This window comes from Kluyvera intermedia, from assembly GCF_021440345.1.
In the GTDB taxonomy this organism is placed as follows: Bacteria; Pseudomonadota; Gammaproteobacteria; order Enterobacterales; family Enterobacteriaceae; genus Kluyvera; species Kluyvera intermedia_A.
This window is the reverse complement of the sequence record NZ_JAKCNS010000021.1, coordinates 1-21,402: the sequence shown is the minus strand read 5'-3', so window position 1 is coordinate 21,402 and position 21,402 is coordinate 1. Positions and strand designations below refer to the sequence as shown.

The window sequence follows — 21,402 nt, the reverse complement described above, 5'->3', positions numbered from 1 at the left end:
ATGGAGGGTCAAGATCACTTGCAAATTCGTGACGGCTATATGAAAGAGTAAAAAAGATTAAAAAATTTAATGGCGTGTTAATTGATGAGTTATTGATATGTCATTGAAATTCGTTTTTATCGCCATGCAAGTTTTGCAAATGCCATCTACGCTTATTTTTAGAAGGTGTCATCGCCACGCACGTTCGCGTTAATTGCTCCGTCAACCTGGCACACGGGTTGCTGGATGATGCAGTGAGCGCCGTTCGGCGTACCCCTTCCGGGAGCCCACACTATTCATACCAATGGCTCTTAACCTGTGCTAAAAAAATGAAAGGACGGCATGCCATGAATATATTCGATCACTATCGCCAGCGCTATGAAGCTGCCAAGGACGAAGAGTTCACACTGCAGGAGTTTCTCGCTGTATGTAAGCAAGATCGCAGTGCCTATGCTAACGCGGCAGAACGGCTATTAGCAGCTATTGGTGAGCCCGTAATGGTTGATACGGCTCAGGAACCGCGGCTTTCCCGTCTCTTTTCGAACCGAGTCATCGGGCGCTATCCGGCGTTCGAAGAGTTCTATGGCATGGAAGAGGCCATTGAGCAAATTGTCTCCTACCTGAAACACGCCGCCCAGGGGCTCGAAGAGAAGAAACAAATCCTCTATTTACTGGGGCCCGTCGGCGGCGGTAAATCCTCGCTGGCTGAGCGCCTGAAATCACTGATGCAGCGCGTGCCTATCTACGTGCTGAGCGCTAACGGTGAGCGCAGCCCGGTCAACGACCATCCGCTGTGCCTGTTTAATCCACAGGAAGACGCGCAGATTCTGGATAAAGAGTACGGCATCCCGACGCGCTATCTCGGCACCATTATGTCGCCGTGGGCCGCCAAGCGCCTGCAGGATTTTGGCGGTGACATTACCAAATTCCGGGTAGTGAAAGTGTGGCCGTCTATTCTGCAACAGATTGCGATTGCCAAAACCGAGCCGGGCGACGAGAACAATCAGGACATTTCCGCACTGGTGGGTAAAGTCGATATCCGTAAACTGGAGCATTACGCGCAGAACGACCCGGATGCCTACGGCTATTCCGGCGCACTGTGCCGTGCAAACCAGGGGATTATGGAATTTGTCGAAATGTTTAAAGCGCCTATCAAGGTGCTCCATCCATTACTGACCGCCACGCAGGAAGGTAACTACAACGGCACCGAGGGGATCTCCGCCCTGCCGTTTAACGGTATTATTCTGGCGCACTCCAACGAATCTGAGTGGGTGACCTTCCGTAACAACAAAAACAATGAGGCGTTCCTTGACCGCGTTTATATCGTCAAAGTGCCTTACTGCCTGCGGATCTCCGAAGAGATCAAGATTTACGAGAAACTGCTTAATAACAGTGAGCTGACCCATGCGCCATGCGCACCGGGAACCCTCGAAACCCTGTCGCGCTTCTCCATTCTGTCGCGTTTGAAAGAGCCGGAAAACTCCAGCATCTACTCAAAAATGCGCGTCTACGATGGCGAGAGCCTGAAAGACACCGACCCGAAAGCCAAGTCGTATCAGGAGTATCGCGACTATGCGGGGGTTGACGAAGGCATGAACGGTCTTTCTACCCGTTTCGCCTTTAAGATCCTCTCCAGAGTCTTTAACTTCGATCACGCGGAAGTGGCGGCGAACCCGGTACATCTGTTCTACGTACTGGAACAGCAGATCGAGCGCGAACAGTTCCCGCAAGAACAGTCCGAGCGTTACCTTGAGTTCTTAAAAGGCTATCTGATCCCGAAATACGCCGAGTTTATCGGCAAAGAGATTCAGACCGCCTATCTGGAGTCCTACTCCGAGTACGGTCAGAATATTTTCGACCGCTACGTCACCTATGCGGATTTCTGGATTCAGGATCAAGAGTATCGCGACCCGGATACCGGACAGCTGTTCGACCGTGAATCGCTGAATGCCGAACTGGAAAAAATCGAGAAGCCTGCCGGGATCAGTAACCCGAAAGACTTCCGCAACGAGATTGTCAATTTTGTGCTGCGCGCCCGTGCCCACAACAATGGCCGCAACCCGAACTGGACAAGCTACGAGAAGCTGCGCACGGTTATTGAGAAGAAAATGTTCTCGAATACCGAAGAGCTGCTGCCGGTGATTTCGTTTAACGCAAAAACCTCAACCGATGAACAGAAAAAGCATGACGACTTCGTCGATCGGATGATGGAAAAAGGCTATACCCGTAAACAGGTTCGCCTGTTATGTGAATGGTATCTACGCGTACGTAAATCATCATAACAGCCAAAAATGGCCCGGAAGCAACGGTGTTGCTGACCGGGCCCAGGCACGGCGATACACGCATTGCTCGCGCACAATGACGGCGAAAAGTCCGCCACGATAACGTGAAGAATGATGTGTATGAGTTGGCAAAGCAGTTCAGGAGGGGCTTATGACCTGGTTCATTGACCGGCGTCTGAACGGCAAAAACAAAAGCGCGGTTAACCGCCAGCGCTTCTTGCGCCGTTATAAAGCGCAAATTAAGCAGTCGATCTCCGAAGCCATCAATAAACGTTCGGTAACTGACGTCGACAGCGGTGAGTCCGTTTCTATTTCGACGGATGATATCAGCGAGCCGATGTTCCATCAGGGACGCGGCGGATTACGCCACCGGGTACATCCCGGGAATGACCATTTTGTCCAGAATGACCGTATCGAACGTCCCCAAGGCGGTGGAGGTGGCGGCGGTAGCGGCCAGGGACAAGCCAGCGCCGACGGTGAAGGCCAGGACGAATTCGTGTTCCAGATATCGAAAGATGAATATCTGGATCTGTTGTTTGAAGACCTGGCGCTGCCCAATCTCAAACGCAATCAGCAGCGTCAACTGACCGAGTATAAAACCCACCGTTCCGGTTATACCGCCAATGGTGTACCCGCAAATATTAGCGTGGTGCGTTCGCTGCAAAACTCGCTTGCCCGCCGTACGGCGATGACGGCAGGCAAGCGCCGTGAACTGCACGCGCTGGAAGAGACGCTTGATGAAGTCGCCAAAAGCGAACCCGCGCAGCTACTCGAAGAGGAGCGCTTACGTAAAGAGATAGCCGAGCTGCGGGCTAAAATCGACCGCGTGCCGTTTATCGACACCTTTGACCTGCGTTACCGGAACTACGAAAAACGTCCGGAACCTTCCAGCCAGGCGGTAATGTTCTGCCTGATGGACGTCTCCGGTTCCATGGATCAGTCGACCAAGGACATGGCCAAACGCTTTTATATTCTGCTCTATCTGTTCCTGAGCCGAACCTATAAAAACGTCGAAGTGGTCTATATTCGCCACCATACTCAAGCCAAAGAAGTCGATGAGCATGAGTTCTTCTATTCGCAGGAGACCGGCGGCACGATTGTTTCCAGCGCGCTGAAGTTGATGGATGAAGTGGTGAAGGAGCGCTACGACCCCATGCAATGGAATATTTATGCAGCACAGGCTTCCGATGGCGATAACTGGGCCGATGACTCGCCGCTGTGTCATGAGATTCTGGCGAAAAAGATATTGCCGGTGGTGCGCTACTATAGCTATATCGAGATCACCCGTCGGGCGCATCAGACCCTATGGCGCGAGTACGAGCATCTGCAGCAAACGTTCGATAACTTTGCGATTCAACATATTCGCGATCAAGAAGATATCTACCCGGTATTCCGCGAACTTTTCCACAAACAGGGTAGCACAATCAAGGATTAACACTTTAAAATTAGCCAGTTAACTTAGTTTTCTGGCTGATTTTACTTGATTAACAGTATACAAATAAACTCTTTATATTCAGGAGATTGCGTTTCGTTTTGGGGAAAGATTGCATTTAAAAAACGGTTAACTCACCATCATTTTCTGTCGGGGTGCAGATACTCGGATAATACCGTAAAAAATAAAAAACCAATATAAAACAATTTATTACACCTGATTTGTATGCCTACTATATCATGTGAACTACCTCATCTAGAAAAATACACGCGTACCGTCCTTTTACAGCGATACCAACGACCAAGTTTTTGCCTCCGGCGCTAGCAATGTGCGGGATGTCATCCAATCCACGGTGAGCACTTACTGATAGTGCTCATTCCTGGCCTCGAACTATTCGCCCGTTTTCGTTCCATTGACCCTCGCCCCCAGCAGGAGCATCCCTTCTCCATCAGAGTACTGATAGGTATTGTTATCAATGCCACACAAAATAGCAATGATTATCATTATCGTTTGTTGACAATTGATTACACATCGGATAGTAATATACATTCATATTATGATGATTATATTTTATTAAACTTAAATAATAATTTCCGTATTATAAGCACAGATAATACAAAAGGAGTTGAATTATGATTTTGGCACTAAGGTATATATTCATGTCGTGCCCAGCAAGAATCATAGTATTATTAATGCTTTTAGGGATCCAAGGAGTTCTACCTGCGGTAAACGTAATGTTTACCGGGAAAATTATAAATTCTATTCAGATGAACGACTTCGAACAGGTTGAGTTTATTTTTACAATAGGTTTGTGGTGTCTAACATTACTCGGCGTGCAGTGCATACAGCCGTTGGTAAACCTCGTACAGGGTGATGTTAATGAAATAACCACACGATATTTCAATGAAAATATCATGCGTAGAATGAACCAAACTCTTACATTGACTCCTTTTGAAGAGAAGGAAAAACATGAACAATTGGAGTTATTAAGAAGGGAGGCAAGTCATCGCCCCTTGAACTTCATAATAACTTTTGTATTCCTTTTGAGATCTTTTATTGTTATTTGTGGGCTAGCCTTTGTATTACTAAAGTACTCAGGAATAGGATTGGTAGTATGTTCTATATCTGTAGTTCCATTACTATGGATAAATATAAAGGTTGAACAAAAGAACTGGAAAAATCTCTTAGTTAACACAAAAGAGTCAGTTGTAATGCGCTATGTTTTTGATGCATGCATGCAGAAAAATCATTTGCAAGAAATAAGGATATACAAACTAGGAGAGTATTTAATACAAAAATACGTTGGCGCTGCTGAAAACATGCATAAGAGTATGCATAAACAGCGAGTATACGCATTATTAATGCCAATTCCCATGGTTGTATTAAGTCTTATACTCTTATTAATAGGTATGTATTTATTTTTTATATCACTACGAGAGAGCAATCTTCAGGTTAGTGCTATTGCTGTAGCATTACAGTCTGTAATAATGCTAAAAACATATTTGGATGATATGGCATCAAACGGAGGGCACATTTTCTCCCTTACAGGCTTTTTTAAGGCCTATCACCAATTTATGCACGAGTTTCTCGAACCAGCTAAAAATGGAAAGACCAGGCTTGAAAAAACAGGCTCTCATGATATTAAAATCAAGAAATTAACTTACACTTATCCAAATCAGATAAAACCGACAATCGACAATTTAAGTCTAAACATAGAAAAAGGCCAAAAAATAGCCATAGTTGGTGATAATGGTAGTGGTAAAACAACATTGCTAAAATTAATCTTGAGATTATATGAATCTGAAAAAGGTTCTATCCGTATATCTGGAGTGTATTTAGAAGACCTTGATATAGATACTTATCGTGATACTGTATCTACAGTATTTCAAGAGTATGGTCGCTACGAATTTACCGTGAAAGAAAACATTGCTTTTGAATACTCGAATGATTTTAATTATGACAATGATATTAAATATTTATTGTCAGAGGTAGAATTAGATCTTGATCCATCAAGGAAATTAGGTCAACGATTTGGAGGAAGCGAAATTTCAGTAGGCCAATGGCAAAAATTAGCTATTGCACGAGCATTATTCAGAAAGGCAGATCTTTTTATTTTCGATGAGTTCTCATCTTCACTAGATCCTGAAATTGAATATAAACTCTTTAATAAAATATTATCTTTGGATTCAACTATTGTAGCTGTGACACATCGACTTGGGAAAATTAAACACTTCGATAAGATAATAGTCATGAGTGAAGGTAAGATTATTGAGGAAGGTGATTTTGATTATTTAATTAAACGTAAAGAAAAATTTTATGAAATGTGGATGTCACAATTCCCTTCCGTAGGGAGTAATGATGATATTGAATGAAGCGTAGGTACACCAGTTTTAGTTCCACGCACTTTTTGAGATTTCCGGATGCTCAGCCATCAGCCGGTATTCTTTCGGCGTCAGATCAGCCGCCTCTTTATGGTACAGATTGACCACGGCCTTACGCTTCGCTTCCAGACTCTCAATAATCGCATCACGATCTATCAAGATCCCGCTTTCTATTGAACAGGTCCCCCTCCGCTCTCAGCAGTGATGAACGCTGCGCAACTTTCCATTGGTTCAGCCGCCTTGACGTTACCCTATGAAAGCGTCCTACTTTTCACGTCCCACCCTGGGAAGATATTGGGGAAAGGAAATTTATCAATGAGCACAAATCTTTTTAAAACATATAGTTGAGCCACAAACAGGGTGCCGACAAATAACCCTCCCCAGGCTGTCTCTTTGGAGACAGCTTTATCGCCATTGTTTGCAAAACATTTCTACTGCTAATGTATGACTAGTGATAGCGCCCCCCCCATGATAAAATTCCGGCTGCCACGGAAGAATAAATAATTTCATCATGAAACTGCAGAACAAAATACTACGCTTCGTCATCTCAGGTGGCGTAGTGATACTCACCTCTTCATTCCTGATCTATGAATTGATCGCCACGCATCGGGATATGTCTGATTATATGCGATATATCATAGACAAGGGAGAATCGGCCTTTCTCTATGATAAATATCAGAACCAGCTGATTATATCGCAGTTCACCAGAAAGATGGATGAACGCCCTACTGCTGAAGCGGCAGTGCGCGCTTGTGCCAGCGTGCAGCATCGCGGCAAGGTCAGCGGTTTGAACATTGACGGCCATACCTACGCACCGCTAGACGGTTCGCTCACCTCCGGGAAAACACCATGTTCACAATGGGTGAATGACCTTCCCGCTTTAGAAGCGTTTGACCAGGCCATTGCCAATAATACCGTCTGGAAACCAACGCTGCCTAACGAGCCGAAACCAAATAAACATTTTCGTTATTATATTGATTTAATGAATCAATATATTTATTTCAATTCTCCGGTGGTCATTACCGATCCCACTCTAACCAGCTGGAATTTTATCTACGGCAAACGCCTCGGAATTTCCCCGGCGAGCCTGGAGAATTTATTTCTTGGCCGAACGGTCGTTTCCAGTATCTACGTGGACACCTTTACCCGTAAGAATATCTTAACTTTCCTGACGCCGGTTTATCAGCATGAACAACTGAAAGGCATCGTCATGGTTGACCTCTCTCGTCAGGATATGCGCGGAATTTTTTATACCCACGATCGCCCGTTGGTGTGGCGCTATCTGGACATCATGTTCACGGACTCGGATACCAACGCGCACATCAGGGTGCATCGCAGCGCGGCGCACCTGTTGAACTACGTTCAATACACGCGTCCGCTGGCGGAAAACATGAACGTGACTCTGTCGCTTGATGTGACCTATTTTCTGCTGAGTTCGTGGAAGCTATTCTTGTTCTACCTGGTGACCACCCTCGCCTTACTGCATCTGGTACGCACGCATTTCCGGCTTTATCGCACGGTCAGCAAAGAGAACATCAGCGATGCGCTAACCGGGCTGTACAACCGTAAAATTCTTTCTCAGGTGCAAAGCATGCGCCTGCAGCGCCTGACCGAACAGGGTGCCGGTATCGTGGTTATCGCGTTGGATTGCGACAAGCTCAAACAGATCAATGACACCTGGGGTCACGATGAAGGTGACCGCGCTATTATCATGCTGGCGCAGGCAATTTCGGCTTCCATTCGTAAAAGTGACTACGGTGTTCGTCTTGGTGGCGATGAATTCTGTATCATTCTGGTGGACTACGAAGAGGCAGAGGCCCGGCTTATCCCGCAACGCATCAAGGAACAGCTAGCGCTCATCGACCATGATAAACGCGTTAGCTTCTCGTGGGGTGCGTACAAGATGTGCGCTGGCGATAGCCTCGATGAAGCCATGAAGATTGCCGATGAACGCCTCTATCTGGACAAAAAAAGCGACACGTAGTCGAATAATCCGTTACTACTCACTGGAGCAAATATGATCCCCCCGGTATCGCCAAATATTCACCAGCAGCTTATCGCGCTGCTTGATGAACAGCACGCCCGCTATCGTGTGATGACCCATGAGGCCGTCGGTAAATGTGAAGCTGTTTCTGAGGTCCGCGGCACTGCGCTGGGTCAGGGTGCCAAAGCGTTGGTGTGCAAAGTCAAAGGCAATGGCGTAAACCAGCACGTGCTGGCTATCCTGCCCGCCGACCAGCAGGCTGATCTTGCCCAACTGGCACAGCATATTGGGGGGCTAAAAGCCTCGCTGGCGAGCCCGGCGGAAGTCAATGCACTCACCGGCTGCGTGTTTGGTGCCATCCCGCCGTTTAGTTTCCACAGCGCGCTCCGGCTAGTCGCCGACCCGTTGCTGTTTGACCGTTTTGCTGAGATTGCTTTCAACGCCGGTAGCCTTGAGAAATCCGTGATTCTTAACACTGAAGACTATCTGCGCATCGCTCAACCGGAGCTGGTTGCGTTTCATCGTCAGGCCTGAGCGTCTGGAGACGATTAAGCTATTTATTCGCCAGGGACACCCATTAATCGCCCTGTTAGCGGAATAATCAGGCAAATGCCTGAAATCCTCTGCAAAAATTGAAAAAGACCTGCTTAGTTGCGCGCAGTTGCGTACAGTAAAGGGGATTACGCAAGCCTGCGTCCGACAGGTAAAACCGCCTGCCGACTCGCAACAGTACAATGCGTAGCAGCGTCTTTTTTTGATTTTTGCAAGGATTACCTCTGTATGCTCGATACCACCCTGATTATCCTTCTGGGCCTGGCGGCGCTTGGTTTTGTCAGCCATAACACCACCGTTGCCGTCTCTATTCTGGTTTTAATTATTATCCGCGTTACCCCGCTCAGCGTGTTTTTTCCATGGGTGGAAAAACAGGGGCTGAGCATCGGTATCATCATTCTGACCATCAGCGTAATGGCCCCCATTGCCAGCGGCGCGCTACCTGCCAGCACATTGCTGCACTCGTTCGCTAACTGGAAATCCTTGGTGGCGATCGCCGTTGGGGTGTTTGTTTCGTGGCTTGGCGGGCGCGGCGTAACCCTGATGGGCAGCCAGCCGCATCTGGTTGCCGGCCTGTTGATAGGCACGGTACTTGGTGTCGCGCTATTTCGCGGCGTACCGGTGGGGCCATTGATCGCCGCAGGCCTTGTGTCGCTGCTTATTGGGAAGTCGTAGTCAGCTCCGCCAGATACCGCCCCGGCGTTTGCCCCAGCCCTTTGCGGAACATGGTAATAAACGCGGTGGTGGAATCGTAGCCCAGCGACAGCGCAACCTGCTGGACATTAAGCCCGCGCACCAGCATTTGCAGCGCGAGAATCAGCTGTAGCTGGTGCCGCCAGCGGCGAAAATTCAGCCCGGTCTCTTTCACCACCAGCCGGGCCAGGTTGCGCTCACTCATCGCAAAACGGCTAGCCCACTGACTCAGCGTTTGCCACTGCGCGGGTTCAGCCTCCATCATCTCCACCATCTGACGAATTTTGGGATGAGTCGAAACAGGGAGCTGTAGCTGCTGTTCCGGCTGCTGTGGAAGCTCATCAAACAGCACCTGAATGAGACGCTGAGACACCGGGGTCTGGCGTGCCGCCTCATCGCGCTGGGCCAGTTCCAGAATCAGCTCACGCACCAGCGGTGAGATTTTCAACGTGCAGCAATGCGCGGGCATTTTCGCCGCACCGGGCTCAATAAACAAAAAGCACAGTTTCGCCTGCGGCGTGGCGCGGTTACTGTGCGGCACCCCGCCGGGGACCCACACCGCAAACTGCGGCGGCACCATCCATAACGCATGTTCCACCTCGCAGGTGATGGCGCCATGCAGGGCGAGGATCAGTTGCCCCTTCCGGTGCTGATGCTCGGGAATATACTGCTCTCCTTCCACCACCTGAATTCCAAAAGCAACGGCGGCATCCCGATGACTATCCGGGTGATAGCCGTCTAAACCAAGTCCCAGCATGTTTTTGTCCGATTTTAGCGATAATCTGTCATTTTAGCTTGATTTAAACAAAGGCTAAACCCGGTATTGTAGCCCTCCCATTTTTTCGTTGAGAAGATTATGTCTCGAACACTTCCTTCTTCCAGCCAACGCTGGTTGCTGATTGTTGGTATTTTACTGATTGCCGCGACGCTGCGCGTGACGTTTACCGGAGCCGCTCCGCTGCTCGATGCTATTCGCGCCGACTACGGTCTGACGACGGCGCTGACCGGGCTGCTGACCACCCTGCCATTGCTGGCATTTGGCCTTGTCTCTCCTCTGGCGGCCGGGATTGCTCGCCGTTTTGGCATGGAGCGTAGCCTGTTTATCGCCATGCTGCTGATTTGCGCTGGTATCGCGGTCCGTTCCCTGCCCTCCGTTTTACTGATGTTCGTGGGTACCGCGGTGATTGGCTGCGGGATCGCGCTGGGCAACGTGCTGCTGCCGGGCTTAATTAAGCGCGATTTCGCAACTCAGGTGGCAAAATTTACCGGGGCATATTCAGTGACGATGGGGGTAGCCGCCGCGCTCGGCTCGGCGCTGGTGGTCCCCATTGCGTTGAGCGGTTTTGGCTGGCGCGGCGCGCTGCTGGCGCTGATGGTGTTTCCGCTGCTGGCGCTGCTGTTCTGGTTGCCACAGTGGCGGACGACGCAAAACACCACCATCTCCGGTAGCGGTGCGGCGCATAATCGCGGGATCTGGCGCTCAACGCTCGCCTGGCAGGTGACGCTGTTCCTCGGGCTTAATTCGCTGGTCTATTACGTGATTATCGGCTGGCTCCCCGCCATTCTGATTAGCCAGGGCTATAGCGAAGCGCAGGCGGGTTCTCTGCACGGCCTGTTGCAACTGGCGACGGCGGTCCCTGGTTTTGTCGTCCCGCTGATTCTGCTGCGGTTAAAAGATCAGCGGGGGATTGCCATCCTCTCCGCGCTCATGTGCGCCGTCAGTATGCTGGGCTACATTTTTTTACCTGCACAGGCCGTGATCTGGACGGTGGTGTACGGTTTTGGCTCCGGCGCGACGATGATTCTCGGGCTGACCTTTATCGGGCTACGTGCCAGCTCCGCGCACCAGGCCGCCGCGCTCTCCGGCATGGCGCAAACGGTAGGATATTTACTGGCTGCATGTGGGCCGCCGCTGATGGGCAAAATGCATGATGCCAGCGGCTCATGGCATATTTCACTTTTCTGTGTGGCAGCGCTGGCGCTAGTGATGGCGGTATTTGGCGGGTTCGCGGGGCGTAACCGGGAAATTAACGGCGGGTAATGCTCACTCAGGTAAAGCTGATGGCGCGCAGCTATCGCGCCATCAGGCCATCTATCGATTACTGTGCCGCGGCATACAGGAACGCTTGTACCAACGGAGCCGGACGCCCGGCCAGCGCATTGCGCTCATGCTGGAACAGCGTCGCCACAAAGAACGGATGCGTAACCAGCTCGACTGCACGGATATCACCGTTATCATCCCAGCCAGTAACTCGCAGCGGCTGCGTTTCCAGCTCAGCGGCAAAGTCAGGGGAAATACCGTAATTGCAGTGATAACCCTCTTCAATGCTATCGCGGCCGTAGGCGCGGGCTATCAGCGTGTTCGCGCGGAGTTCAATGGTGTCCGTTTTTTCCACCAGCGAACAGGTCAGCGGCGCAATCACCATCCGCCCTTCACGGTCAGTTTCAGCATGAGCGGCATCTTCCCAGCCCATCACGTTGCGCGCATATTCCACGATAGCGTGTTGAAAACCACCGCAGGTGCCAAGGAACGGCAGGCTGTTTTCACGGGCGTAGCGTACCGCCGTCAATGCCCCTTCCATATTGCGATACGGGCTCGCAGGCACCAGCCAGAGCGCATGATAGTCGGCTAAATCATCGGCACTTTTAATGTCTTCGGTGGCGAGCCAAACATACTCGACGGCAAGATCCAGCACCGCCGCAGCGTCATCAATAGCCAAAGGGATCGCCTGATGTGCAATGACATCGGCATTATAGTCGCCAACCAGGGCGATACGAAGGGAGGGAGTTGCAGCAGCGTTTTCCATGAGAGTCCTTATGTGCAGGCATTAACAAACAGCATAAGGAGCCTCAGACTAGCGATCTCCGCGGGCAATAGCAACACCCAGATAGCGAACCCCATCATTCTTTGTGGTATGGTCAAAAAAGGATAAAGGGAGGAAGGATATGATCCAGTGTAAACGCGTTTATGAAGACGCAACACCTGACGATGGCTACCGCGTTTTGGTTGATAGGCTCTGGCCGCGCGGCATCAAAAAGGAGGACCTTGTCTACGATGAGTGGTGCAAAAATCTGACGCCGTCGGCCGAACTTCGTAAAGCCTACCACGGCGAAGTCATCGACTTTCCGACATTCTGCCAGCACTATCGCGAAGAACTCTCTCACCATCGCGACGACGGGCTGCGTCTGGCGGAAATTGCCGAGAAACGGGGGCTGACGCTGATTTACGCCGCCACCAACACGACGCAAAATCACGCCCGCGTACTCGCCGACTGGCTGAAAAATTTATAACCCGCTCGCGACGTCTGAAGACGTCGCGTTATTATCCCACCAGCGCAGCGCGCTCTTGCGCAGGCAGCGCGTCCGGCGTTAACGGCAGCAGATACTCCGCACGTACAAATGCAAAACCGTGTTGTCCTTCACCGGTGCTGACATCGCCGGTCACTAACCACAGCGCGCGCGGCGCGTCGGCGGCCAGTTCCGTCATCACCCCATTCACCGGGTTCAGACAGCGTTCTCCGGGGTTAATCAGCGCAAACAATTCCACGCTCTTACCAATATTGGCGCGGCCAGCAGCGGTACGGGCACCAATGATAATGGCAGTGGTCCCCGGTTTTAGCGAAAACATACGTCTCTCGTTACTCAGATTTATCCTGGGACGTATTTTACTGGAAGCGCCATTGGCTGTCATTTTTTCTGCGGATGATCGCGACGCCATAGCGCCCACTCTTCGAGAGTTTCACCGCCTGGCAATTTGCAAAGGCTGTACTGCCCCTGGGCATTGACCTGCGGAATACTTTCTCCCCCCTTCTGCTGGCAGTAAACCGCAGCAGGATTTGCCATACCCACCTGCGGCGGTTTCGGCGCATCCTGGACGGCCGGTTTAGCACAACCCGCCAGGAACAGAGGCAACAATAAACACAAACGATACGACATAACTCTTCCTTTTTTTCCGCCGGAGTTTAGCTTTAAACTCCATAATTTCTTCATTTTAGCTACACTTTTGCGACGTAGAGTAGCTCTCGTTCTCAACTGACCAGAGAACAGAACATTCCATAATCAATGAGTTATTTTTGCCCCATCTCCCCCGATGGGGCTTTTTTTATCTATAGCACGCCCGCGATATTCTGCAATAAGACACCTTTTGATGACAGGGTGCTTACCTTCTCGATACATAATGTATAAAATTTAGATAATCCGATTTCGTCCAGGATCATACACTATCACTCACATCTTCATCGGAGACCGTCGTTTTCATGTCAGATATAATTCTTGCCCGGGTATCGCAAACACTTGCTACGGAACAGTCATTAGAGAGTCTCGTTCGCCAACTGCTTGAAATGCTCGAGTTGGTTACCAATATGGAATCAACGTATCTGACGAAAATTGATACTCAGGCCCAGCTGCAGCACATTGTCTATTCACGTAATAGCGGTGATATGGTCATCCCGGAAAATTTATCCGTGCCGTGGGGCGACACCCTGTGCAAACGGGCGATGGACGATCGTTGTTTCTACAGCGATCACGTCCCTGAACAGTGGAGCGACTGTGACGCCGCTAAGGCGTTGGGGATTACCACCTTTCTTAGCACGCCGATTCATCTGACCGATGGTTCGTTGTATGGAACATTGTGTGCCACCAGCACCGCGCAGAAGCCGCTGAGCTTTAACAGCGAGCAGGTGCTCCAGCTGTTTGCGAGTATTATCGCGCGCTACATCGAGAAAGAGTCACTGGTCTCCCAGCTTCAGGAGGCTAACGCCGCCTTGATTTACCACTCCTACACCGATGCGCTGACCGGGCTACCTAATCGCCGGGCGGTCTTTGATAATCTGGAAATGCTGTTCTCACTGGCACGGCACCTCAATCACGGGGTGCTGCTGGCGTTTATTGACCTCGATAACTTCAAGAAAATAAACGATCTCTACGGACACCAGGCGGGAGACGCCTTTTTACAACAGGTTGGTCAGCGCTTGAAGCTGGGTATTTCAGTCGACGATCAGCTCGGCAGGCTGGGCGGTGACGAGTTTATGGTCGCGACGCTGTCCCGCACCACGGCACAGCTGGAGCTGTTTACCGAAACGCTACGTCAGTTGCTGATTGGCGATTATTTACTCGGTGATACGCTGATCCATTATCCAGGAGCCAGTATCGGCACCGTTGTTATCGACCCGAACGAAATGAATCCGGATAGCGCCCTACGCGCTGCCGATAGCGCAATGTATCAGGACAAGAAATTTCGCCATCGCACGGAAATTAGCGCCCAGAGGTTGGGCTAATTACAGTATCATACCTGCCATACAGGAATAGAAATCAGGATGTCACAATGAGACTGGGTATCGCCTTCCCCATCGTTATCTTTTTTATCGCGGTGATTTTTCTGGGCTGGTTCTTTATTGGCGGCTACGCGCTACCGGGAGGAGCACAATGAGAAAGACCACGATTATTATGCTTATCATCGCCATCATCACCGTTGTCGGCGTTGAGTTCGGCTGGTGGTAAGACTCAAATAAGCCGTCTTAGCGGCGGCTTATCTACTTTCCCCACGCTTTTCCTTCATCTGATACATCTGCGCGTCAGCCTGTTGGATTGCCGCATCCAGCGTATCCACGCACGGTGCAACGCCCCACGATACCGATAGCGGCACCGGCTTGTCATCCGGGCTAAACGGGAAGACCGCAATTCTGGCAGCAATCCGCTCCGCCACCATATGCGCATGTGCAATATCCGTGCGGCTTAGCAGCACGATAAACTCATCGCCGCCGCTGCGAATAACCCAATCACCGCTTGCACGAATGTCGTTGAGCATACATTGCGCAATAGCCTGTAATGCACGGTCTCCCGCTTTGTGGCCATAGTTATCGTTAATCTGCTTGAATTTATTGCAGTCAAAAAGAATCACCGTCATAAACGGCAGCGAACGTTGTTGGATCAGCGTAAAAATATTGCGCGTAAAACAGCCGGTTAGCGGATCGCGATAAAAACGCAGATCGGCGTGATTCAGGTGATAGCGAATCAAGAAGAACAGCAGAATTAGCAGCGCTGGAGCCATGGCCAGAATGGCTAATGCGTTGGCGTCATGGAGAATAAATAACCATGTAGGTAGCGCATATTTAATCTCGTAGCGCGATGATACTTCGTGAATGCGGTAGTTTTCTAACCAGCGACAGTTATTAACAATGCACATGACATCGCCCGTTTGCCGACTCTGTAAACCCAGAATCAGTCCCTTAGGCACCTGGTGGTTAAACGCAATCTGCAGCATACGCAGTATTTCTGAACGCGAAAGATCGTAGGCCAGATAACCGATAATATGGTTACTCGGGTCCCCCTCGGAGAGGTCGTAAATATAGCTGACCACGCTGTAGGCTTTATCGCCGGTGATTTTATCTTCGTAGAAATTAGTGACGCTAATAGATTTTTTACGAATGCTTTTTTGCAGCACCCGGTCATAAAACATTTCAGGTTCAGCGAAGAAGGCGCGAGGGTTGCTTGCCATCTGCGATGAATTGAAGGTGAACGGTACAGAATCCGCGGCGTTAAACCAGTAGAACCAATGCCCGTTGCTATCAATAATATAGCGGTGGGTCTCGTGCTGTTCAGGATTCAACGCGCGGACTTTCTCACGGATATATTCCGCCGTTACGTAGAGACACCGCGCGCTGCGTTCCGGCTTCTTTGCCACCAGGGCACCATGATTATCATCCAAAGCGCCGGGCATGGCATTGATTCCCCAATCATCGCCCCGCGGATGGAACACGTCGGCCTCACCGCAGAGAAAATGACGGCTAACCTGCTGATAACGCACGCCTGCCGCCTCAGCCATCAGCTCATTATCGGTAAACATGGTCATCATCTGGTTTTGCAGTACGTTGATACCTTCGTTAACCTGCGACAACGCGCGCTGATAGAGGAAAAAGATCGCGAGGCAGATAAGCAGACAAGTCACTACTGCCGATGCCAGCAACGACTGTTTCTTGCGTAAACTATCCTGAATAATTCTCACCGACACCCCGAACAGATGGCCAAAATACCTTTAATGCCACCCACGCAGTCAACTCGCGTCACGTTTTGATTACGTATCGTGATCATTATGGACGATAATTTTCGCAGGCAGGAATTTGATCGTGTCAGGTCTTTGCCGCAATGGCAATAGGATTTCCGGAAGGCGAGCAGGATGCTCGCCTGGCTGGTTTCATTTATGCGTGTTATCAGAACCTAAGAGTAAAAAACCCAGCGGAATGGAAAAGAGAACGGTAAAAATGGTGCTATAGACCATGACCATAGCGCCCTGCAGCACAAACATGCTCGTCGTCCATTGTGAATACGGCAAGTTATACTCACGGACCACACCGCCAAAGGTGGCACGCCCCACTATCACCACGGCGATAGCAAAAATCACCATCGCACACAGCACGAATTTTTTACCATTCGGCGTACGCAGTTTTTCCAGAATCATTGCATCCTCCCGACGCGAATCTCACGATATTTTGCTGTATTTGTAACATTAATGAAGCATAAATTGAATGTTTTTTGTTGCTTAATATTCACAAAAATCGGCGTTGATAGATCAAGTATTTAACCTCACCTTTAAGTTGCATATAAAATGCATTTTCTGATAAACAGCCGCCGGAATTTATGTTTTAATACTTTCAACGTATAGGGGGGAAACATGCTACGCATTCCGCAAAGTTGTATTCATACCCGTTCCACACCATTCTGGAACAAAGAGACCGCACCTGCCGGTATTTTCCAGCGTCACCTGGATAAAGGGACGCGCCAGGGCGTTTATCCACGGCTTTCCGTTCATCAAGGGGCCATCCGCTATCTTGGCTTTGCCTCTGAAACAGCACCTGAACCGGAAAATGAGCTGATTATCGAAGCTGGTCACTTTGGCGTTTTTCCGCCGGAAAAATGGCATTACATCGAAACAATGACCGACGATACCGTATTTAACATCGACTTCTTTGTCGAAGCTGATGTGCTGAAATCGCTATAGGCCTTAGGGTCATGCAGTAAGGAGCCATCTATGTTACGTATTCCTGAGAATTTTGTTCATTCGCGTTCGACCCCGTTCTGGAATAAAGATACCGCGCCGAAAGCCCTCTTCACTCACCACAACACCAAGGCCCACGTATATGGTCGCCTTTCCGTGATGCAGGGTGCCGTGCGCTATTTTGGATTCCCTGACGGTGATGCCACCGAACCAGATGTCGAACTGGTTATTGAAGCCGGTAGTTTTGGTATTTCCCCACCGCAAAAATGGCACCGCATCGAACTGCTGACGGAAGATACCTACTTTAATATCGATTTCTTTGCCGACCCGGATGCCACGCTTGAGGGTAAAGGCCTGGGCAAAGTCGTGAATTCGCATAAGGGGTAAGAAGATGGGTAAGGCAACCTACACGGTGACCGTCACCAACAACAGCAACGGCATTTCTGTTGATTATGAAACCGAGACACCGATGGAACTGCTGGTCCCTGATGTTGCGGCTGATGTGGTCAAAGATCTGATCAATACCGTTCGCGCCTACGATACCGAAAACGAACATGACGTTTGTGGCTGGTAGCCCGTCGCGCTGAAAATAACGGGAGCTCATTGCTCCCGTTTTTGTTTTATCTCTCAGTTAGTTACCCACGTCATTCATGCGAACAACCTATCCCACTGTTGCACATTAATACTTTTGCAGGAGCGTTTCGCCGGTCGTATTTTGCCAGGTTTACTACACACCCAACGCGAGATAACCCCATGGCCTGGCGTCCTTTTTTATATGTCATCATCAACGAATCGCCTCAGCGTACGCCCCGGCGGGCCAAACTAACGCTGGTGCGTCGAGCGCGTTAACGGTATTTACGATGAGGAAACGGGATGAGGAAATCAGTATGGTTGAACCTCGGCTTCATACTCACGGTGTGCGGTTGCGCAAGCCAGTCTGAGCAAGCTAATGGCGTTAAGATTGTCGAAGTGGCTGACCCAGCGCTTAGCCAGTGTCAGCGTATACAGGATGTTAAGGCTGAACGTAATGCGTGGGCTTTTGGGATGGGATATTTCTCTGCCCGTAAACAGGTCGTTTACGATTTACAAGAGCAAGGGAAAAAAGCCGGGGCCGACACGCTGGTCGTCACCAGCCAGAGCTATATTCCCGTTACCGGAATAACCAAAGCCACCGGCACAGCTTATCGCTGCACAAAATAGACAAAAAAACCGCCCGACTAAACCGTCGCAGAATGCGGGACGTTTAGCTCAGGCGGCTTGTGTACTGACCGACGACTTACTCGAAGAAGACTTGAGGATTGTCCGCGAGAGAGACAAATTTCTTCGTATCTTTCTCCAGCGCGCGAATAGCTCCGCTTTCTATGTCATATACCCAACCGTGCAGACGAATCGCGCCATCACGCAACCCTACAGCAACCGACGGGTGAGTTTTGATGTTATTCAGCTGCGCAATGACGTTCTCTTCCACCATCGCGTTCACTTTGTCAGTCTCGTTATCAAACGTTTTTTTCTCAACGACCGCTTTGGCGGCATCGGAATAACGTAACCAATGAGAAACCGCAGGCATCGGCTCCAGGCACTGACAGGTGGCAATGGCTTTCATCGCGCCGCAGTTAGAGTGCCCGCAGATAACAATATCCGTCACGCCTAACGCCACTACCGCGTACTCGATAGTCGCAGAAACCCCGCCCGGCTCAGGGCCAAAGGAAGGAACGATATTGCCGGCATTGCGGATAACAAACAGTTGCCCTGGCTCTTGTTGAGTCACCAGTTCAGGCACTAAACGACTGTCTGAACAGGAGATGAAAAGTGCTTTTGGATTCTGGCTAGAGGCCAGGCTGCGGAAGAGTTCCTTACGTTTAGGAAAAACTTCTTTCTGAAAGTTGAGGAACCCTTCAATGATATGTTGCATAGCAGTATCTCTTTCTCGTTTTTACGCAGGTCATGATGGAAATCACATTTTCAGTGTACCACCTGAACGCAGAAGGGAAAGAGTTCAATCTCATTAACGCATTTATTACCTGTTCGCCACAACGTGGGCGACGGGGATGTGAGTCCCCCCGATCTGCACTATTCAGGCATGTTCTGGATCCACTACAACTCCCTCGCTACGGCATGTCTAAGCGCTGAATAATTAAACGAATCAGGACCCGGTCATGCAAATACTGGATATGCACATAGCATACTTGCTCAGTGGATTTATCTATCCTATAAAGGCATTTTTTAGGAGGGTTATTATGTCAAAAAAGAAGTAAGGAGTTATTCCCGGAACTTGAGATGAAAAAGCCCCGGAGTGCACCAGGGATTGATAAATAAATATAATGACTGTTGTGATAAACAAATTAACTCATCAAGAGAAGAACATTTCTCACTGGAATACCCTCCACATCGGAATATTAACTTCCGCCACCCCGGAAAAGTCATTTCCCATTAACCATCAGATAATTCAAACAATGTAAATAATATTAATGATTGTACCGTCATTAGCCAAATACGCTTACTCTTTAAATGTTACCCAATCTAGCCGACCTATATTGCCATGCGGAAATGAATTTATGCCAATTAATGTTACCGGTATTGACCACTCACTTGCTGCACTGAATAGCGCAATCAAAGAACATTACCTTTGGGCTGGTGATTTACTTTGTCTGAATCTGTTTGGCGGTATTGCTGGATGCGACATCATGGACAACGATTCGCATCTGCAATGTCATTTCAGTCAGTGGTTAATGCAACGCACACATGGAGATACCCTTGACCTGAATATGGTGATGGAAATCGAGCGTCATCACCGGGCTATGCACGATATTGCACGAACCCTGGCTCAAGCAGTCATTGCCAGGACGGCAACAAGAGAATTGGTTAGCCAATACCATGAACGGCAGCAGGCATTTATTGACAGTATCGATTCGTATAAATCGTATCTTTTCGCTTACCGCAATCAGCATGATGCTTTAACAGGCTTACCATTACGTCATCTACTTTATCAGGAGTTTCCTGGTTTTCTCGCACGCTGTCAGAGAAACAGCAACAACCTGTACGTGTTGATAATGGATATCGATCGATTTAAATCCATCAATGACACCTGGGGACATAATGCTGGGGACCTCGTACTGCAACAAGTTACACAGCGTTTAAAATCAGCCACTCGCAATACCGAGCGTCTTTATCGATTTGGTGGCGAAGAGTTTATTATCCTGTTGGAAACGACGACCACGCTTGCAGCGCAATCAGCAGCGGAGAGAATACGGTGCAGCCTGGCTGACCAGGATTTTCTAATTTCTGGGCAACCGGTGAAAGTCACCGTAACCGGCGGATTGACACAAGTGCAAGAACACGAAGGGCTGCATGAAATAATTAACCGAGCCGACGAAGCCATGTACTACGGCAAAAACAATGGCCGTAACTGTTGCGTGATAAAGCGAGTGGATGAGGATTCGTGCCAGATTTTACCGCTGTGAATTTCTACCTAAGCCTGCCACAGAAAGCTATCCCAGCCAGACTCAAACCCAGCATCATCTATTAATCGTTTTGCAGAAGAGCTAAAAAAGGTGAATGCCGCCCGGGGGCGGCAAGAGGATTTACTCGCTGATTTCCAGCGCATCCTGGATGGCGTCAGCCAGTGCGGCAACTTCCTGAGAAACGTTGCGCAGGTCCATCTGGGAGCGGATCCCCGAGTTTGCGGTGGAGGCAGAAACGGATGCTTTGGAGATCTCCAGAGCAGCCTGAACGGCCAGTAAGCGCTTGCGGTTTTCAGCAGCATCAACGCCGGTGGCGCCGTCGAGATCGAAGTACCCTTCTAACATTGCTATCTCCTTATGTTTACCCCGCTAGTTTAGGGCGTTAACCGTGAGCAAGCTATCAAAATTACCTAAACCGTTGGTTATATAGCACCGTATTTGAAATCACACTTAACACCACCGCCAGTGTTTGAGCGGTTAACCGCTATAGCAACAGCCGAATGATATTCAACTCAAGTGTGCGTTTAATAATTCAACCAATGGGGGAAGTAAATAAGTTATATGGTTTTCACAAAAACCGAATCATCATTACGATTTTCACGTAATTTGCATTAGAGATAGAATTTATGGTAATGACTCCAACTT

General features: G+C 49.4%; 24 protein-coding genes. 15 read left to right on the top strand and 9 right to left on the bottom strand.

Annotation, left to right across the window (positions count from 1 at the left end; all coding sequences use genetic code 11):
• The first annotated feature begins 326 nt into the window (after nucleotides 1-326).
• The 3 genes from yeaG to LZ634_RS07160 all read left to right on the top strand — a co-directional run bounded on the left by yeaG (nucleotide 327) and on the right by LZ634_RS07160 (nucleotide 6,065).
• Complete coding sequence (yeaG, locus tag LZ634_RS07170; RefSeq protein ID WP_234503456.1) at nucleotides 327-2,261, top strand: protein kinase YeaG; 1,935 nt, start codon at nucleotides 327-329, stop codon at nucleotides 2,259-2,261.
• Between the two features lie 151 nt (nucleotides 2,262-2,412).
• Nucleotides 2,413-3,696 (top strand): YeaH/YhbH family protein, encoded by a 1,284-nt coding sequence (locus tag LZ634_RS07165; RefSeq protein ID WP_234503455.1) that lies wholly within the window; start codon nucleotides 2,413-2,415, stop codon nucleotides 3,694-3,696.
• A 629-nt stretch (nucleotides 3,697-4,325) separates the two neighbouring features.
• Nucleotides 4,326-6,065 (top strand): ATP-binding cassette domain-containing protein, encoded by a 1,740-nt coding sequence (locus LZ634_RS07160; RefSeq protein ID WP_234503452.1) that lies wholly within the window; start codon nucleotides 4,326-4,328, stop codon nucleotides 6,063-6,065.
• Nucleotides 6,066-6,083: 18 nt separating this feature from the next.
• Here LZ634_RS07160 and LZ634_RS07155 read toward each other — a convergent pair whose 3' ends face one another.
• A complete protein-coding gene (locus LZ634_RS07155) occupies nucleotides 6,084-6,233 on the bottom strand; it encodes a hypothetical protein (RefSeq protein WP_234503450.1) in 150 nt (49 codons plus the stop codon).
• A 352-nt stretch (nucleotides 6,234-6,585) separates the two neighbouring features.
• On the opposite strand from LZ634_RS07155, the gene dgcJ reads away from it, so the two are divergent.
• The 3 genes from dgcJ to LZ634_RS07140 all read left to right on the top strand — a co-directional run bounded on the left by dgcJ (nucleotide 6,586) and on the right by LZ634_RS07140 (nucleotide 9,285).
• A complete protein-coding gene (gene dgcJ, locus LZ634_RS07150) occupies nucleotides 6,586-8,058 on the top strand; it encodes a diguanylate cyclase DgcJ (RefSeq protein ID WP_234503448.1) in 1,473 nt (490 codons plus the stop codon).
• A gap of 33 nt (nucleotides 8,059-8,091) precedes the next feature.
• Nucleotides 8,092-8,592, top strand: a complete 501-nt coding sequence (locus LZ634_RS07145) for a YbaK/prolyl-tRNA synthetase associated domain-containing protein (RefSeq protein WP_234503445.1) — start codon at nucleotides 8,092-8,094, stop codon at nucleotides 8,590-8,592.
• A gap of 246 nt (nucleotides 8,593-8,838) precedes the next feature.
• The gene (locus tag LZ634_RS07140; RefSeq protein ID WP_052281728.1) at nucleotides 8,839-9,285 is read left to right on the top strand and encodes a DUF441 domain-containing protein; all 447 of its coding nucleotides are present in this window, start codon (nucleotides 8,839-8,841) and stop codon (nucleotides 9,283-9,285) included.
• On the opposite strand, the gene LZ634_RS07135 is transcribed toward LZ634_RS07140, so the two are convergent.
• Nucleotides 9,269-10,060, bottom strand: coding sequence for an AraC family transcriptional regulator (locus tag LZ634_RS07135; protein ID WP_234503442.1), 792 nt, complete (start codon nucleotides 10,058-10,060; stop codon nucleotides 9,269-9,271). The two genes, LZ634_RS07140 and LZ634_RS07135, sit on opposite strands and share 17 nt — an antisense overlap.
• Nucleotides 10,061-10,159: 99 nt before the next feature.
• Between LZ634_RS07135 and LZ634_RS07130 the strand changes: the two genes are divergently transcribed.
• Nucleotides 10,160-11,344, top strand: a complete 1,185-nt coding sequence (locus tag LZ634_RS07130) for a CynX/NimT family MFS transporter (protein ID WP_234503440.1) — start codon at nucleotides 10,160-10,162, stop codon at nucleotides 11,342-11,344.
• A gap of 58 nt (nucleotides 11,345-11,402) precedes the next feature.
• Here LZ634_RS07130 and LZ634_RS07125 read toward each other — a convergent pair whose 3' ends face one another.
• The gene (locus LZ634_RS07125; RefSeq protein WP_234503438.1) at nucleotides 11,403-12,110 is read right to left on the bottom strand and encodes a CTP synthase; all 708 of its coding nucleotides are present in this window, start codon (nucleotides 12,108-12,110) and stop codon (nucleotides 11,403-11,405) included.
• A gap of 139 nt (nucleotides 12,111-12,249) precedes the next feature.
• Here LZ634_RS07125 and LZ634_RS07120 point away from each other — a divergent pair, with 139 nt between their 5' ends.
• Complete coding sequence (locus tag LZ634_RS07120; protein WP_234503435.1) at nucleotides 12,250-12,594, top strand: DUF488 domain-containing protein; 345 nt, start codon at nucleotides 12,250-12,252, stop codon at nucleotides 12,592-12,594.
• A 31-nt stretch (nucleotides 12,595-12,625) separates the two neighbouring features.
• Here LZ634_RS07120 and LZ634_RS07115 read toward each other — a convergent pair whose 3' ends face one another.
• Nucleotides 12,626-12,931: a hypothetical protein gene (locus LZ634_RS07115; protein ID WP_234503432.1), complete on the bottom strand. Its 306-nt coding sequence runs from the start codon at nucleotides 12,929-12,931 to the stop codon at nucleotides 12,626-12,628.
• Between the two features lie 59 nt (nucleotides 12,932-12,990).
• Nucleotides 12,991-13,239, bottom strand: a complete 249-nt coding sequence (locus tag LZ634_RS07110; protein WP_234503428.1) for a DUF333 domain-containing protein — start codon at nucleotides 13,237-13,239, stop codon at nucleotides 12,991-12,993.
• A gap of 320 nt (nucleotides 13,240-13,559) precedes the next feature.
• On the opposite strand from LZ634_RS07110, the gene LZ634_RS07105 reads away from it, so the two are divergent.
• Both LZ634_RS07105 and LZ634_RS07100 read left to right on the top strand, forming a co-directional pair.
• Nucleotides 13,560-14,579, top strand: coding sequence for a sensor domain-containing diguanylate cyclase (locus LZ634_RS07105; protein WP_234503426.1), 1,020 nt, complete (start codon nucleotides 13,560-13,562; stop codon nucleotides 14,577-14,579).
• Nucleotides 14,580-14,626: 47 nt separating this feature from the next.
• A complete protein-coding gene (locus LZ634_RS07100; RefSeq protein WP_100249921.1) occupies nucleotides 14,627-14,731 on the top strand; it encodes a YoaK family small membrane protein in 105 nt (34 codons plus the stop codon).
• 99 nt (nucleotides 14,732-14,830) lie between these two features.
• On the opposite strand, the gene LZ634_RS07095 is transcribed toward LZ634_RS07100, so the two are convergent.
• A complete protein-coding gene (locus LZ634_RS07095; RefSeq protein ID WP_234503423.1) occupies nucleotides 14,831-16,306 on the bottom strand; it encodes a GGDEF domain-containing protein in 1,476 nt (491 codons plus the stop codon).
• Between the two features lie 189 nt (nucleotides 16,307-16,495).
• Entirely contained in the window at nucleotides 16,496-16,759 is a 264-nt protein-coding gene (locus tag LZ634_RS07090) for a DUF2534 family protein (protein ID WP_234503421.1), read from the bottom strand.
• A 213-nt stretch (nucleotides 16,760-16,972) separates the two neighbouring features.
• On the opposite strand from LZ634_RS07090, the gene LZ634_RS07085 reads away from it, so the two are divergent.
• From LZ634_RS07085 to LZ634_RS07070, 4 genes are all read left to right on the top strand, one after another.
• Entirely contained in the window at nucleotides 16,973-17,299 is a 327-nt protein-coding gene (locus tag LZ634_RS07085) for a DUF1971 domain-containing protein (RefSeq protein ID WP_234503419.1), read from the top strand.
• Nucleotides 17,300-17,329: 30 nt separating this feature from the next.
• Nucleotides 17,330-17,683 carry a DUF1971 domain-containing protein gene (locus LZ634_RS07080; protein WP_234503418.1) on the top strand — a complete coding sequence of 118 codons (354 nt, stop codon included), beginning with the start codon at nucleotides 17,330-17,332 and terminating at the stop codon, nucleotides 17,681-17,683.
• Between the two features lie 4 nt (nucleotides 17,684-17,687).
• The gene (locus LZ634_RS07075) at nucleotides 17,688-17,870 is read left to right on the top strand and encodes a DUF1869 domain-containing protein (RefSeq protein ID WP_061280311.1); all 183 of its coding nucleotides are present in this window, start codon (nucleotides 17,688-17,690) and stop codon (nucleotides 17,868-17,870) included.
• A 299-nt stretch (nucleotides 17,871-18,169) separates the two neighbouring features.
• Nucleotides 18,170-18,496: a hypothetical protein gene (locus tag LZ634_RS07070; protein WP_234503417.1), complete on the top strand. Its 327-nt coding sequence runs from the start codon at nucleotides 18,170-18,172 to the stop codon at nucleotides 18,494-18,496.
• Nucleotides 18,497-18,572: 76 nt separating this feature from the next.
• Here LZ634_RS07070 and LZ634_RS07065 read toward each other — a convergent pair whose 3' ends face one another.
• A complete protein-coding gene (locus LZ634_RS07065) occupies nucleotides 18,573-19,208 on the bottom strand; it encodes a carbonic anhydrase (protein WP_234503416.1) in 636 nt (211 codons plus the stop codon).
• A gap of 643 nt (nucleotides 19,209-19,851) precedes the next feature.
• Here LZ634_RS07065 and LZ634_RS07060 point away from each other — a divergent pair.
• Nucleotides 19,852-20,757 carry a diguanylate cyclase gene (locus LZ634_RS07060; protein WP_234503415.1) on the top strand — a complete coding sequence of 302 codons (906 nt, stop codon included), beginning with the start codon at nucleotides 19,852-19,854 and terminating at the stop codon, nucleotides 20,755-20,757.
• 120 nt (nucleotides 20,758-20,877) lie between these two features.
• Here the strand turns inward: LZ634_RS07060 and LZ634_RS07055 are convergent, their stop codons facing one another.
• Complete coding sequence (locus LZ634_RS07055) at nucleotides 20,878-21,102, bottom strand: hypothetical protein (RefSeq protein ID WP_234503414.1); 225 nt, start codon at nucleotides 21,100-21,102, stop codon at nucleotides 20,878-20,880.
• Nucleotides 21,103-21,402 lie beyond the last annotated feature (300 nt).

Coding starts and splice junctions, on each gene's coding strand:
- LZ634_RS07100 (WP_100249921.1), top strand. CDS start 14,627: ATGAGACTGGGTATCGCCTTCCCCATCGTTATCTTTTTTATCGCGGTG.
- LZ634_RS07160 (WP_234503452.1), top strand. CDS start 4,326: ATGATTTTGGCACTAAGGTATATATTCATGTCGTGCCCAGCAAGAATC.
- LZ634_RS07120 (WP_234503435.1), top strand. CDS start 12,250: ATGATCCAGTGTAAACGCGTTTATGAAGACGCAACACCTGACGATGGC.
- LZ634_RS07125 (WP_234503438.1), bottom strand. CDS start 12,110: ATGGAAAACGCTGCTGCAACTCCCTCCCTTCGTATCGCCCTGGTTGGC.
- LZ634_RS07085 (WP_234503419.1), top strand. CDS start 16,973: ATGCTACGCATTCCGCAAAGTTGTATTCATACCCGTTCCACACCATTC.
- yeaG (WP_234503456.1), top strand. CDS start 327: ATGAATATATTCGATCACTATCGCCAGCGCTATGAAGCTGCCAAGGAC.
- LZ634_RS07130 (WP_234503440.1), top strand. CDS start 10,160: ATGTCTCGAACACTTCCTTCTTCCAGCCAACGCTGGTTGCTGATTGTT.
- LZ634_RS07105 (WP_234503426.1), top strand. CDS start 13,560: ATGTCAGATATAATTCTTGCCCGGGTATCGCAAACACTTGCTACGGAA.
- LZ634_RS07115 (WP_234503432.1), bottom strand. CDS start 12,931: ATGTTTTCGCTAAAACCGGGGACCACTGCCATTATCATTGGTGCCCGT.
- dgcJ (WP_234503448.1), top strand. CDS start 6,586: ATGAAACTGCAGAACAAAATACTACGCTTCGTCATCTCAGGTGGCGTA.
- LZ634_RS07075 (WP_061280311.1), top strand. CDS start 17,688: ATGGGTAAGGCAACCTACACGGTGACCGTCACCAACAACAGCAACGGC.
- LZ634_RS07145 (WP_234503445.1), top strand. CDS start 8,092: ATGATCCCCCCGGTATCGCCAAATATTCACCAGCAGCTTATCGCGCTG.
- LZ634_RS07165 (WP_234503455.1), top strand. CDS start 2,413: ATGACCTGGTTCATTGACCGGCGTCTGAACGGCAAAAACAAAAGCGCG.
- LZ634_RS07140 (WP_052281728.1), top strand. CDS start 8,839: ATGCTCGATACCACCCTGATTATCCTTCTGGGCCTGGCGGCGCTTGGT.
- LZ634_RS07110 (WP_234503428.1), bottom strand. CDS start 13,239: ATGTCGTATCGTTTGTGTTTATTGTTGCCTCTGTTCCTGGCGGGTTGT.
- LZ634_RS07135 (WP_234503442.1), bottom strand. CDS start 10,060: ATGCTGGGACTTGGTTTAGACGGCTATCACCCGGATAGTCATCGGGAT.
- LZ634_RS07060 (WP_234503415.1), top strand. CDS start 19,852: ATGCCAATTAATGTTACCGGTATTGACCACTCACTTGCTGCACTGAAT.
- LZ634_RS07065 (WP_234503416.1), bottom strand. CDS start 19,208: ATGCAACATATCATTGAAGGGTTCCTCAACTTTCAGAAAGAAGTTTTT.
- LZ634_RS07055 (WP_234503414.1), bottom strand. CDS start 21,102: ATGTTAGAAGGGTACTTCGATCTCGACGGCGCCACCGGCGTTGATGCT.
- LZ634_RS07090 (WP_234503421.1), bottom strand. CDS start 16,759: ATGATTCTGGAAAAACTGCGTACGCCGAATGGTAAAAAATTCGTGCTG.
- LZ634_RS07070 (WP_234503417.1), top strand. CDS start 18,170: ATGAGGAAATCAGTATGGTTGAACCTCGGCTTCATACTCACGGTGTGC.
- LZ634_RS07080 (WP_234503418.1), top strand. CDS start 17,330: ATGTTACGTATTCCTGAGAATTTTGTTCATTCGCGTTCGACCCCGTTC.